Source organism: Pseudoalteromonas sp. Z1A6, assembly GCF_011378745.1.
Lineage (GTDB): Bacteria > Pseudomonadota > Gammaproteobacteria > Enterobacterales > Alteromonadaceae > Pseudoalteromonas > Pseudoalteromonas arctica.
In genome coordinates, this window is sequence record NZ_WTKW01000102.1 from 1 (window position 1) to 12,718 (window position 12,718).

The 12,718-nt window shown below is 38.7% G+C and carries 13 protein-coding genes; 2 read left to right on the forward strand and 11 right to left on the reverse strand.

Annotated elements, in window-relative coordinates; translation table 11 throughout:
* Positions 1-197: 197 nt before the first annotated feature.
* From GQR46_RS08510 to GQR46_RS08525, 4 genes are all read right to left on the reverse strand, one after another.
* Entirely contained in the window at positions 198-1,304 is a 1,107-nt protein-coding gene (locus tag GQR46_RS08510; protein WP_165740702.1) for a hypothetical protein, read from the reverse strand.
* Between the two features lie 91 nt (positions 1,305-1,395).
* Positions 1,396-1,908 carry an MgtC/SapB family protein gene (locus GQR46_RS08515; protein WP_165740703.1) on the reverse strand — a complete coding sequence of 171 codons (513 nt, stop codon included), beginning with the start codon at positions 1,906-1,908 and terminating at the stop codon, positions 1,396-1,398.
* Between the two features lie 7 nt (positions 1,909-1,915).
* On the reverse strand, positions 1,916-3,028 hold the full coding sequence (locus GQR46_RS08520) for a GNAT family N-acetyltransferase/peptidase C39 family protein (RefSeq protein WP_165727431.1): 1,113 nt from the start codon (positions 3,026-3,028) through the stop codon (positions 1,916-1,918).
* A gap of 4 nt (positions 3,029-3,032) precedes the next feature.
* On the reverse strand, positions 3,033-4,427 hold the full coding sequence (locus GQR46_RS08525; protein ID WP_165740704.1) for a RimK family protein: 1,395 nt from the start codon (positions 4,425-4,427) through the stop codon (positions 3,033-3,035).
* A gap of 295 nt (positions 4,428-4,722) precedes the next feature.
* On the opposite strand from GQR46_RS08525, the gene GQR46_RS08530 reads away from it, so the two are divergent.
* Positions 4,723-5,061 carry a zinc ribbon domain-containing protein YjdM gene (locus GQR46_RS08530; RefSeq protein ID WP_165740705.1) on the forward strand — a complete coding sequence of 113 codons (339 nt, stop codon included), beginning with the start codon at positions 4,723-4,725 and terminating at the stop codon, positions 5,059-5,061.
* A 271-nt stretch (positions 5,062-5,332) separates the two neighbouring features.
* Here GQR46_RS08530 and GQR46_RS08535 read toward each other — a convergent pair whose 3' ends face one another.
* The 7 genes from GQR46_RS08535 to GQR46_RS08565 form a co-directional block, all read right to left on the reverse strand.
* Positions 5,333-5,542 carry a zinc ribbon domain-containing protein gene (locus GQR46_RS08535; RefSeq protein ID WP_076916369.1) on the reverse strand — a complete coding sequence of 70 codons (210 nt, stop codon included), beginning with the start codon at positions 5,540-5,542 and terminating at the stop codon, positions 5,333-5,335.
* A 198-nt stretch (positions 5,543-5,740) separates the two neighbouring features.
* The gene (locus GQR46_RS08540) at positions 5,741-6,058 is read right to left on the reverse strand and encodes a type II toxin-antitoxin system RelE/ParE family toxin (protein WP_024592928.1); all 318 of its coding nucleotides are present in this window, start codon (positions 6,056-6,058) and stop codon (positions 5,741-5,743) included.
* A complete protein-coding gene (locus tag GQR46_RS08545) occupies positions 6,046-6,303 on the reverse strand; it encodes a type II toxin-antitoxin system Phd/YefM family antitoxin (RefSeq protein ID WP_010555056.1) in 258 nt (85 codons plus the stop codon). Before GQR46_RS08545 ends, GQR46_RS08540 begins: the two co-directional genes overlap by 13 nt.
* Before the next feature lie 323 nt (positions 6,304-6,626).
* On the reverse strand, positions 6,627-7,103 hold the full coding sequence (locus tag GQR46_RS08550; RefSeq protein WP_007582643.1) for a GreA/GreB family elongation factor: 477 nt from the start codon (positions 7,101-7,103) through the stop codon (positions 6,627-6,629).
* A gap of 186 nt (positions 7,104-7,289) precedes the next feature.
* Complete coding sequence (gene secF, locus GQR46_RS08555; protein WP_165740706.1) at positions 7,290-8,234, reverse strand: protein translocase subunit SecF; 945 nt, start codon at positions 8,232-8,234, stop codon at positions 7,290-7,292.
* Positions 8,227-10,065 carry a protein translocase subunit SecD gene (secD, locus tag GQR46_RS08560; RefSeq protein WP_165740707.1) on the reverse strand — a complete coding sequence of 613 codons (1,839 nt, stop codon included), beginning with the start codon at positions 10,063-10,065 and terminating at the stop codon, positions 8,227-8,229. Before secD ends, secF begins: the two co-directional genes overlap by 8 nt.
* A gap of 111 nt (positions 10,066-10,176) precedes the next feature.
* The gene (locus tag GQR46_RS08565) at positions 10,177-10,638 is read right to left on the reverse strand and encodes a hypothetical protein (RefSeq protein WP_165740708.1); all 462 of its coding nucleotides are present in this window, start codon (positions 10,636-10,638) and stop codon (positions 10,177-10,179) included.
* 108 nt (positions 10,639-10,746) lie between these two features.
* On the opposite strand from GQR46_RS08565, the gene GQR46_RS08570 reads away from it, so the two are divergent.
* Positions 10,747-12,525 (forward strand): ABC transporter ATP-binding protein/permease, encoded by a 1,779-nt coding sequence (locus GQR46_RS08570; RefSeq protein WP_165740709.1) that lies wholly within the window; start codon positions 10,747-10,749, stop codon positions 12,523-12,525.
* Positions 12,526-12,718 lie beyond the last annotated feature (193 nt).

Sequence of the window (12,718 nt, forward strand, 5' to 3'; positions counted from 1 at the left end):
AAAAGTGTATCAAACGTATGATAAGCCCAGAAACCAGAAACAACTAAACCAACAGCTACAACAATAAATTGAAGAGTCTCTGCCCAGTTATCTCGCCATGGTTTTTTAAATGCATCAAAAAAGTTCACTTGCAGCCCTAGATGTTCATAATATAAACATTTTATAGTTATATTTTAAGTAAATAATTAGGTTATTAATTATAAAATCAGCTTATTAGAAGGTGTAGCCTCGCCAAAACCATCATCTAGTTCCAGTAACGCCTTATCTGCTTTTTTTATCTTCAAATTTAGTTCGCTTTTACTATTACTAAATTGCGTTTCTATTTTTACTGCTTCCACTAATTTAGCTATTTGATTACTGGGGACTGTCATGTCAGCTTTAATCTCATCAGCAACAGCTATCTGCGTATTAAATAATGCAGCGAAGACAGCTGCAAAATAAATGTTTTTTATAAAATCATTTGTATTTAACTGAAGATACTCTACACCAGGAGACATAAACGCATGTTGAACTGTCAGTTCATAGTTGAAAGTACTTGCATTATCATTTAAGAAATTATGAAAATTATCTAAGGACGCATCATTTTCTCCCTCGCATGTCCTTAAAAAAGAAGAAAGTAATTCTAACTGTCGATAAGTGATTGATAAATTAGCAACTTCATTATTTCCTAAAGCTTTTTCTGAAGCAATATTAACTGAACACCTAACTTCATCATTAACTAAATGGATTGGGAAAAGCCAATGGTTTAAAGCTTGGATATGCTCACTTTTGTTTACTCCAAAGACAGCACCAGTATTTTTTAAACTTCTTTCTAAAGGGTAAGGAATATTATCTCTACTTTGGCTTCTACCCCAGTGGACATCGTATCTCAAAGAAAAATCGCAAGTCTTTACATCTTTTACTTTCACTAGATCTGTTAATTCTATTGATTGGTCACTAAAATAACAATCAGACTTAATAACGCCAGCTATGATACGTTTATCATTTACACTAATAACAATATCATTCTTTTTGATATCCGTGATAAACCGTTTTATCTGAGCGTTTTTATTACCTACCTGACTTTTTGATTCCCCTTTTTCAAGAAGAAATTTCTGATGTGATGAAATTATTTTTGATTTTTGTTCAATGGAGAGGAAGCTAGTGTCCTTTAAGGTAGATAAATTGAGCATATCAGCATGGCCAATTGCTACAAGATTATTTTGAACGAAATGAGGGAAAAAATGAGCCCCTACTCCAGCCCTAACGACCCAATATTTTCTATCTTCGGGAACTGGAAAAACATCTATACATCTTCCTTGCATTCTTAATACCTTTAATCCATTAAAAAATTAGTTTCTCATTAATACAGAGTTCATGTAAACAAATAAATTCGTTTAAGCAAAAACGCCACTTTTAGTGGCGTTCTGACTCGTTAAAATCCTTTCGATAGTAGCGCTTTTGATAGTTTTTTACTTTAGTGTGTACGCCTTTGCTTAAGCTTTTAAATTTAGCCTCGAGTACGTCTACACCGTATAAAATACCGACCACCAGCACCGAAAGTTTTATTGCAGCGCCAAGGTTTTCGGTCGCTATCATAACGCCTATTGATGCTAGCACCCAAATGGTTGCAGCTGATGTAACTCCAACCACTGCACCATCTTTTGCGAGCATAACGCCTGCACCTAAAAAGCCAATACCTGTAATTATTTGCCCAACTACACGAGAATGATCTATTACATCCCCTTGTAAATTAAACGCAGTGGATAAAAACAAATACGTACCCAGCGTTATTAACGCTGAGGTACGAATACCAACAGGCTTGCCGCGCAACTGGCGCTCTATTCCAATAATGGCACCGCAAAAAGCCGCAGTACCAATTGCCGCCCACGAATACGGGGCTACATCAATTAAATCTAAAAAAGTCACTGTTAACCTATATTTTATTAGCGATAGCCACCGCCGTTCGTAAACGTTGGCTACCAAATGCTGACATTTTACTAAAATCACTTCGTGCAATAGGCACATATTGGCAATCTATTGCGAGTTGCTTGTCGTTATCAGTTTCGCAAAACGGATCATGAACATACACACAATGCTCATCAAGGTGCGTAACACACACCCAATGTGGCGATTTTTTACCATCAAAGCTGTATGTACTAATTAATAACAGCACACTAAAGCCTTTACTTAACCACTGCTCAATATGTTCAAGCTCTACATCTTTATACGTAAGCGGTATATTTGCTTGCGCTATACCATCTACAAATTGCTGGTGCACGGTAGCTAACACCACTTTTTTGTTCTCGTTACGTACGCCATCTAAAAACAAAGGCTCTGTGGTATTAACCATTACCTCGCTTTTAAAACCCCGCTTATTAGCGGCAAGTGCCAAACCAAACGGATGGCAACCACCATGACCCGATGTCATAAAAATAGTGGTACCTTCACGCCAAAGTGCTAACTCATGTGATTGAGTAAGCTCTGTAGTTGGCTCAAGTGCACCCATTGCCATTAATAGCGCAGCAGGTCCGCACGTAAACTCGGTAGTTTGCTGATACCACGGCGTTAAACGCGCCACATTTAACTCACTCGTTTGTCGAATGTTTTTTTGCATTCGTAGTGCGTCACTGTGGTCGTCGTAATAATCGCTGTATTGACCAAACACTCTGTAGCCTAAGCTTTTATAAAGCCCTATCGCACTGTCGTTATTTACAGCTACCTCTAAGCGCAGGTAAATACGAGCCCGCTCACACGTTTCTTTTTCAAGGTTAGTAAGCAGTGCTTTTGCAATCCCCTTACCTTGCATTGTGGGTTTTACAGCAAGCGAATATAAACGCGCTAAACGCGTGCCTTTATGGCACCACACTAACCCATAGCCGCATATTTTCTCGCCATTTTCTGCAACGAGCAAAATACCATGTTTTGCACTAAGCCAGCGCTTTAAACTACGCGGGCTTAATTTATCGTTATTAAAGCAAGCGTTTTCAACGTCAATCAGTGCAGTTAAATCACTGCTAAGCGCCTTTCGAATAACAAGGTTGCTCATGTTATTATCCACGGCCTCGTGCTTCTAAGCGTTGTTTAAACTCATCCATAATGATCATGTATAGCTCATCGCCTAAATAGCCGTCTTCTACTTTGTGATCAATACTTGGGTTGTCGTTTACTTCAAGCACGTATGCTTTGCCTTGATGCTCTTTAACATCTACGCCATATAAACCCCTACCCACTGTTTTACATGCTTTTAATGCTGCATCTAACACCGCTTTTGGTAACTCAAAGGTTGGTAATGTTTCAAAGCCACCAGAGAAAAACCGTTTAGCGTCGTGGTTATAAATTTGCCAATGGTTACGCGCCATTAAATAGCGGCATGCATAAATTGCACGGCCATTTAACACACCCACTCGCCAATCGTATTCGGTATACATGTACTCTTGTGCAAGCACTAATGCGCTAAATTCAAACAGCTCTGTAAGCTTAGCGGCAAGCTCATCACGGTTTGAAACTTTAAACACACCTTTTGAGAAAGACCCTTCAGGCATTTTTAAAACAAGCGGATACGTAAACGCATCTTCTAATTGCGCAAGTGTTTCACTTGACTGATCAGCTACTACAACCGTTTTTAAACTTGGCACTTTTTGATAATTAAATGCATCGTGTAAATACACTTTATTACAACAACGTAAAATAGACTCAGCATCGTCAATAACCACTAAACCAAGGCTTTGCGCTTTGCTTGCAAGGCGATACGTTGGGTGGTCAATCGCTGTAGTTTGGCGAATAAATAACGCATCAAACTGAGCAATATTGTCAATTTCGTCAAAGCTTAGGGCTTGTGCATTAATACCGTGTTTAGCGGCGGCTTTAATAAAACGTGCAATGGCGTCTTTATCGCTCGGCGGTACTTTTTCGTTATGATCAACAAGTATTGCCATATCCCATCTAAAACGACGTTGCACTGAGCCAATACGCCATTGTGTTTTAGTAAAGTTATCTAGCTTGGCAACAAAGTCGCTGTACTGCTGCTCATTTAAAGACGATAACGACCCTTGTTGTAATAAGCCTTGCTCATCAACAAATAAAATAGGCGCTGGGTATTGTTTAAATACCGACTTTGCCGCTTTTGATTGTAAATCGTTTAGTGCATTACCAAAGTAAAGTGTGCCGTCTATTTGGCCCACATTTAACATAGGGGCTTGGCCACTACGAAGTGCGTTTATTGTTTTTACACTTGGCAAAACTTGGTGCTTGCGCGCCTCAGCAAGTAACGAGCAGTAGTAACCTTTGCTCAAGTATTGGCTTGAGTCGCACAGATTAATAATGCGTGTTTTGGGTTCATTTTGTTTTGGGTAATCACGTAAGTAGGTATTAAACGTAATTACATTTTCGAACGATTGAGCAAGCGTTTGCTCGTTGTTATCAACCACAATTAAGGTTTTAAACACGACTTTTCCTAGTTAAGTCAAAATATAAAAAGCATGCTTAAGTAACATTACTAAGCATTATAAATAGAAACACCCATCGTACTAAGTGGGCATTGCGCGAATCACTTAATACGATGGGTGCTTTAACAGGTACCTACTGTACGAGTTAGCGCTTAAATTGCTTAAGCGACATGTGCTTTATATGCCCTTTTTTAAAAACGCACAAACGAGATATTTTTAGCGTGAAGATAAAAAATATTGATTAACTAATAACGCAGATTAAAATACGCGAAACAATACTTTATGAGAGTTAAAAATGTCGCTGCCAGCTTGCCCAAAGTGCCAATGTGAATATATTTACGAAGACCAACAGCTGCTTGTTTGCCCTGAGTGCGCTCATGAGTGGAACCCAAATAATACAAACGATGAAGACGCTATTTTAGTTAAAGATGCCAACGGCACTGTGCTAAATGATGGCGACAAAGTGACAGTAGCCAAAGATTTAAAAATTAAAGGCAGCTCGCAAGTAATTAAAATTGGCACCAAAGCGGTAGTTAGAAGAGTGCTTAATAAAAAAGATCACGAACTTGATTGTAAAGTAGAAGGCATTGGCGAAATGATGGTAACAGCAAAGTTTGTGAAAAAAGCTACCTAAAATTGGATATTTAAAATATAGGATGTTAGATGAAAAATCATAAAAATAAATTCATCCAAGCCTTATTGTCTGTTATTGAGGCTTATTATTAGTGCGTGTAATAGATTTTGTTTAACTGCTATTAGTTGGTGTATATCTAAAGGTCCACCTACATTTAATAAGGCAAATTATCGCTTAGGTATATTTAAGCATTTAACCTCCTCACCTTAATGAGGAGGTATCTCTTGAACGATCAGTTTACATTTCAGTTAAAGTGCTTTTTAAGCTTTGATTACCCAGTAAAGAAATCAAATACGTTACCAAGTGTTGATGATGAACTTTTATAAAATTCAGTAAAACTACATCGACTGCATGTCACAGCGGTATACTTTTTATTTTGAACATCAAAAATTCTTGACCAAAAGCCACCCGAAACTCTTATTTCACCGGTATCAAATTCGTTATTATTACACTTAGAGCAAGACCAATTGTTATGTCTCATATTTCAACCTCCATATTATTTATGTACGGTATATTAAACACTCAAGGAACGTGTGTAGCAATTTTTTTAATAAACAAACCATAATTTAGTTCTTATATTGGTTAAGTTGGAATTTTGATAGATGTTTGGATGGCTTTTTAATAATTGCTTTTTATAATAATTAGTATGGGGGTCATACTAATTTCACTCAGGGATTACCTACTTGTTAGCTGTATATTGCGTTAACAACAAAAATTTTCGTAAGTCTCGCTCTTGTCTCATTACGTGCAAAATATATACTTTATCGTTATCTTTTTTGTAAAATATACGACAAGGATTCACGACCAGTTCAAGATAATTTAGGTTAGCTAACTCAATTGGTTTTTTACCTGATTCAGGAAAGAGTTCGAGACGTTCAACTTTTTCAAATATTTTGGAAACCAATTTTTTCGCTGACTGCAAATTGCTTAATGCGATATATTCAGCGATATCGTTAAGATCATCCAAAGCTGGATTAGTCCAAATTATTTCAGCCATTTATTCATTTTATCTTTAGCTTCAACATTCGACATAGTTTCACCACGACTTATTGCCTGCTCTCCTTTTGCAAGAGACTCAAGAATTTGCATACGCTTTTGCATAAATTCATAATCATCAACATCTACTAAGTATGCAGATGGTTGTCCATGTTCAGTTATCAACACAGGTTCTTTAGAGGAATGAAGTTCAGATAATATCTTCGTTGCTTGACGCTTCAATGTTGTTACTAGTTCTACTCTCATAATAATCCCCAAACAAATGTATCACTATAGTAGCACCGAGTAGCCAACTTGGGAAATACAACTAACGAGGCTGTATAACCACTAAAATCAATTAAAAAGGGAGCACCTAACGTCAACCCTGCTCATTTTTAAACTATTAGGTACTTCTCATAATATGCCTTTGTAGAAATTGAAATAAACACCACGTTACGCTATAAAAACATAGCTGTAGGTTGGATAAATGGCGGAGCCATACCATCCGACAATTAATTTATGAATATAAATAAGCGATTATTACGTTGGTATGGCTCTGCCAGCAAACGCTTCTCTTAAAAACCAAAGCTTTATAAAATCTCTACCACCACATATTCGTGGGCTTTACCTGCAATTGTTAACGTAATTTCATCATCAATCTGTTTATTTAGTAACTGCTTACCCATTGGTGCGCCGGGTGTTACAACAGCAATTGCGTGCTGTTTAACGTTTACTGTTAAACCACCAGCTGCAGGGCCTAAATAAAACCATTTTTGGGCTGCGTTATCATCTTCTAAACACACCAGCGAACCGATAGCTATTTTGTCGGTTGGTTTTTCGTTAAATGCAGGCTCAAACAATTCTATGCTTTTATAGCAATCGTTTACGCGCTGGGCTTGGCCTTGTGCTAAATAAGCGGCTTCGAGCCCTAGAGTATCGTATTTATTTTCGGCTATATTTTCTTCATGTGTGGCGGTGTCGTGCGCAGTTTTTGCCGCTACTTTTGCTGTTGTAAGCTGCGCTTCTAGTGCAAAACGAAGATGTTCAATAACGTGGGTTTTATTCATGGGGATTAATACAATACAGGCTGTAAAAAATAAGGCAGTTAGTTTAACATTTTTGCGGGGCTTAAAACCATTGTTTTAAACCCCGCAAGTTAGGTTGGAATACTTGCGAGGTTTTAATAAGCATTAAACTAGCAAAGAGCCATTGATTGGTTGGTACGGCTCTTTGCTTGTGCTTTATTAAAAACCTTATGGCATATCTAATAATGTTTGCGTGTGAGCATCTACTTTAACTTCGTAGTTTTTAGCGCTTAAACCCAATAGTTCCGGCAAGGTTGCCGCTATACAAATAGACGAGAACGTACCCACTACAATGCCGGTAAATAATGCAATAGCAAAGCCTTGCAGTGGTGCGCCTGCAAGTAGCCAAACGCTGGCAACCGTTGCAAGTGTGGTACCCGACGTTATTAAAGTGCGTGTTAGCGTACTTTTAATCGCATTATTAATAATAGTCGCTGGGCTAAGTACATTGTTTGATTGAACACGTAAAAGCTCGCGTACTCTATCCCCTACTATTATTGAGTCGTTAAGTGAGTAACCAATAATAGCCAGTAAACTTGCCAGTACGGTTAGGTTAAATTCAATTTGTAATAGTGAAAATAATCCAAGTACGAGTATTAAATCGTGCACTAGCGCTACCACAGAGCCAACGGCTAATCGCCATTCAAAACGTACTGCAAGGTAGATCATTACTGCAATCATTGCAGCAAACATTGCTAAACAGCCTTGATCAAATAACTCATCGCCCACTTGCGAGCCAATATAGGCCGACGATAAAACCTGTGCGTTTATATAATCGTTTTGTGTAACAGCGCTTTGCCAATCAAGGCTATTAGCTGTTGTTGATGTAGTTGATGCACTTGGCGCTTCTCTTAATTGAAAATGACTATTACCTTGCGCAGTTAGCTCAAACTCACCGTTGTGATTTTTAGCAATAAACGATTGAAGCTCTTTTAGTTCAACACTTTGGCTGGTTGTAAACTCAGTTAAATAACCGCCTGTAAAATCTAAGCCAAAATTTAGACCTTTTTGCGTAAGTGTAAATACTGATAGTAGCACTAAGATGGCGCTTAAAAGCATGCCCATAAAACGTAAACGTGTGCCCTTTTCACCTTTCAAAAAAGTGTTAAGCATGTGCTTTTACTCCTGCTTTTTTACCCATTTTTAAATACAACGTTTGGCTTAATATTTTTGATACGTACACACCTGTAAATACAGATGTTAAAAGCCCCAATGCGAGTGTAATGGCAAAACCTTTAACTGGCCCATAGCCTATGCCGTATAAAATAAGTGCAGTGATCATGGTAGTTATATTGGCATCAAATATTGTATTTGCGGCTTGTTTATAACCCTCTTGAATAGCCTGATACGGTGCACGGCCTTGGCGGCGTTCTTCTTTAATGCGTTCAAATATTATTACGTTAGTGTCTACCGCCATACCTATGGTTAGTACTAGGCCTGCAATACCCGGCAGCGTTAACACAACCCCTGGTAATAATGACATTAAGCCCACAAGCGACGTTAAATTTAATATAAGTGCCACGTTTGCAATAAGGCCTAAACGGCGATACCAAATCGCCATAAATGCAAGCGTAATACCCATGCCTAGCATAAGCGCGGCTAAGCCATTACTAATGTTTTCGCTGCCAAGGCTTGGCCCTATTGTTTGTTCGTGCACAATTGTAACGGGCGCGGTAAGCGAGCCTGCACGTAATAACAATGCTAGGTCGGCTGCAGCTTGTTGGCTTTTCATATTGGTAATACTAAAACGCGAACTTAAATGCTGAGCAATATTGGCAACATTAATAACTTCGCTTTTTTTAACTACTTCGCCTTTAGCATTTTGAGAGTACTCAGAGTAAACCGTCGCCATTGGCTTACCAATATTGGCTTTTGAAAACGCCGACATTGCATCCCCGCCTTGGCCGTCTAGGCTTAGCTGTACCAGTGGTTTACCCCAATCGTCGCGGCCTATGTTTGCATTATTAATATGGTCTCCTGTAAAAATTGGCACAGGGTCAAGCTCAATCGTACCGCCCGATTGCATATTAAATGTTTGTCCGCCTATTTCTTTTAATTGATAAAAACCAAGCGATGCAGTTGCACCAATAATACGTTTTGCTTCGGTTGGATCTTGCACACCTGGTAGCTCTATACGAATGCGATGTTTGCCTTGTTGCTGTGTTACCGCTTCGGTAATACCTAACTCTTCAATACGTGAACGAAGAGTTGTAAGGGTTTGCCCCATTACTTCTTTATCAAACGCACTGCGGCCTTGCTCTGAATAACTAAATTTGGCGGTTTTAACGCTGCCGTTATTGCTTGTTACAACGGCTAAATTAGCAAAGCGGCTTTGTAGCTCTTCAATAACAGGGGTTAACTTGTCGGTTGCATTAGGCAATGCGTTTATTTCAAACCCGTGCTGAGTTTGCTGCGCTTTTATACCATGTGCTTTTTGCTTAATAATAATTGATTTAGCTTGTTGATACGCACTGACTAATTGCTCATCAACGGCTTTATCTAAATCTACGTCTAGTACAAATAGCACACCGCCATTTAAATCAAGGCCCAGCTTTATTGGCGATAAACCAAAATCTTGTAACCATGTAGGGCTGGTTGCATGCTCAACAATTTTTACTTGCGTGTTTGGGTATTGCGCTTTTATAGCCGCTTGCGCCTGAGCGCTTTTAGTTGGCTCGTTTAAAAGTACATTAATAGTTGACTGTTTATCTACGCCCTGCTCAACCTCAAGCCCTTGGTTATTTAAAAAGGTAACTAGGGTTTTAGTGCTCGGTAAAGATTGTGTTTCGCTGTGCGGAGCAGTACTGATGTGCAACCACGATTTATTTGGATATAGGTTTGGTAATGCGCTAATAGCTAATAATACCAATACTATTAGCATGGCTATATAGCTTAATTTGAACTTAGCCGTAGACGGCTTTTTATCTTTTTTAAAACTTAACATGTTTAATCCTTACTATCAGCCATTAGCTGATAACGTACTTTTTAAAAGCACAATTAATCTGCAGGCTAAAACTTTAAAAGTTAAAACCTAAATAAAATTAAATAAGGAAAATTAAGCGTGGTAGGTAGTGACAGCAGTGTAGAGTAAGTTAACGTCTTTCCAGCCACTCAAACGCGACTTTTTACTATTAGTAACAAACGTGTACCAAGGTTGTATAGGGTTAACAGCGCGTGGTTTTAAAAATATATGCCTAACAAGGTTTTGAGCAAAAAATTCAAAAACAACATCGTATTCAGACTCACTTTGAACAGTGTGCAAAAACAATGATGAATTATTGGCAGTTAACCTTGGTTGGTGCGCGTCAAAATCGGTTTGATGCGTTTTTTTATGCTGCGTAGTATCTACAGACTTAGTAATAGGCTGTATTTTAGTTAGATCGGTAATATCAGTAAGCGAAACCTGCGTACTTACATTAATATTTAAATTTTGTGAGGCGTCCATAGCATTGCTTTGCACACTAAAAAGTGCAGCAAGTAGCAAAAAGGCAGTTAAAAACACTCTAAATTTAAACATTCACGTTTTAAAACTAAAATAAGGGATGCGTAGTATATAAGGGCTAGTATTTGAAATACAATAGCCTTTAGTTATTTACTATCTATTTTAATTTTACTGAGACTTTTAATGCGCCCCAGACAAAGCAGTGAAAAACGACCAGACGCCATGAATTTACGCCAAAGTGTAAAAACACTGTGGCCCTACCTTACAAAATTTAAAGGCCGTGTTTTTATTGCACTTATGGCGCTTATAGGCGCAAAAGGTGCCACGCTTTTAATGCCTTGGGCACTTAAAGAAATAATAGACTCGGTTGATAAGTCGATTAACCCACTGCTAGTTATTCCCGCTTTATTGTTATTGATGTACGGCGCGCTGCGTTTTGCTAGCGTGTTTTTAGGTGAAATAAGAGATGCTGTATTTTCGCGCGTAACCGAGCACGCCATGCGTGATATTGGTTTAAAAGTATTTAAGCATTTGCACTCGCTTGAGCTGGCTTTTCATTTAGACAGGCAAACTGGCGGTATTAGCCGCGATATAGAACGCGGTACTAGCGGGTTAAGTTTTTTAATGCGTTTTTTAATGTTTAACATTGTGCCTACTTTGTTTGAAATACTGACCGTTGCGATTATTTTTGGCACGTTGTTTTCTGTTTGGTTTGCGCTTATTACATTACTGGCCGTCGCTATTTATATTACTTTTACTGTGGTGGTTACTCAGTGGCGAAACCGCTTTATTAGAGAAGCAAATGCTGCCGACAATCAAAGTAATACCCGCGCCATAGACAGCCTACTTAATTATGAAACTGTAAAATATTTTAATAATGAGCAGTTTGAAGCAAAAACATACGACACCTTTTTAGCAAACTGGGAAAAAGCCCGTTTAAAAAATAGAATGTCGTTGCTCGCGCTCAATTCAGGCCAAGCGCTTATTATTGCTTGTGCTATTACCGCGTTAATGTGGTTGGGCTCAACCGAAGTAGTTGCAGGTGCGCTCTCTATTGGTGAACTTGTGATGATTAACGCGTATATGATTCAGCTATTTTTACCGCTTAACTTTTTAGGTTTTGTGTACCGCGAAATAAGACGCGCGCTAACCGATCTTGAAAATATGCTTGGGCTACTTAACAAAAAACCACAAATAACCGATGCACTTAATGCAAAAGAACTCAATATTAGCCAAGGTGAAATAACATTTAAAAATGTAAGTTTTAGTTACGATGCGCATCGCCCTATTCTTAATAACCTTAGCTTTAGTGTTAAAGCTGGCAGCAAAGTAGCCATTGTTGGTGCCAGTGGTGCTGGTAAAAGCTCATTAGCCCGACTTCTTTATCGTTTTTATGATGTAAGCGGTGGTGAAATTAGTATTGATAATCAAGCCATAAATTCAGTAACACTTAATAGTTTACGAAAAGCCATTGCAATAGTCCCGCAAGATACCGTGCTGTTTAACACGACTATTCGTGAAAATATCGCTTACGGTAGGCCATCAGCAAGCGATGCAGAAATTGATGAAGCCATTGCTATGGCGCATTTAAAAAACTTTATAGCAACTCTTGATAAAGGCGATAAAACGCTGGTTGGCGAGCGCGGTTTAAAAGTATCCGGCGGCGAAAAACAGCGTATTGCTATTGCGCGCGCTATTTTGAAAAAGTCCCCTATTTTAATTTTTGATGAAGCAACTTCTGCTCTCGACTCTCATTCTGAGCAAGCAATACTCGCAGCAATGCGTGAAGTGGCCAGTAACCATACTAGTATTGTTATTGCTCATCGCCTTTCTACTATTACCGATGCAGACACCATTATTGTGCTGAAAGCCGGACAAATTATTGAGCAAGGTAAGCACGATGATTTACTTGCACTCGCCGGAGAATACGCTCGTATGTGGGAACTACAGCATAAAAAATAAGGGATAGTAGGCGTGAGTTTACCTCGCGCTTTTTGAGCTAATTTAAACAATCGCGGCATAAAGCCGCGCCTACACATAAATTTAAACCCCTGCTCATGAATACATCTAAGCATCGCTATTAAACCGTAGGCGTGAGTTTACCTCACGCTTTTAAGCTAATTTAAACAAGCGCGGCATAAAGCCGCGCCTACAG

Bases quoted from the DNA above. Each gene is read 5' to 3' on its own strand.
- GQR46_RS08545 (WP_010555056.1), bottom strand. From the start codon at position 6,303: ATGAGAGTAGAACTAGTAACAACATTGAAGCGTCAAGCAACGAAGATA.
- secF (WP_165740706.1), bottom strand. From the start codon at position 8,234: ATGCTTAACACTTTTTTGAAAGGTGAAAAGGGCACACGTTTACGTTTT.
- GQR46_RS08570 (WP_165740709.1), top strand. From the start codon at position 10,747: ATGCGCCCCAGACAAAGCAGTGAAAAACGACCAGACGCCATGAATTTA.
- GQR46_RS08550 (WP_007582643.1), bottom strand. From the start codon at position 7,103: ATGAATAAAACCCACGTTATTGAACATCTTCGTTTTGCACTAGAAGCG.
- GQR46_RS08510 (WP_165740702.1), bottom strand. From the start codon at position 1,304: ATGCAAGGAAGATGTATAGATGTTTTTCCAGTTCCCGAAGATAGAAAA.
- GQR46_RS08535 (WP_076916369.1), bottom strand. From the start codon at position 5,542: ATGAGACATAACAATTGGTCTTGCTCTAAGTGTAATAATAACGAATTT.
- secD (WP_165740707.1), bottom strand. From the start codon at position 10,065: ATGTTAAGTTTTAAAAAAGATAAAAAGCCGTCTACGGCTAAGTTCAAA.
- GQR46_RS08520 (WP_165727431.1), bottom strand. From the start codon at position 3,028: ATGAGCAACCTTGTTATTCGAAAGGCGCTTAGCAGTGATTTAACTGCA.
- GQR46_RS08540 (WP_024592928.1), bottom strand. From the start codon at position 6,058: ATGGCTGAAATAATTTGGACTAATCCAGCTTTGGATGATCTTAACGAT.
- GQR46_RS08565 (WP_165740708.1), bottom strand. From the start codon at position 10,638: ATGTTTAAATTTAGAGTGTTTTTAACTGCCTTTTTGCTACTTGCTGCA.
- GQR46_RS08530 (WP_165740705.1), top strand. From the start codon at position 4,723: ATGTCGCTGCCAGCTTGCCCAAAGTGCCAATGTGAATATATTTACGAA.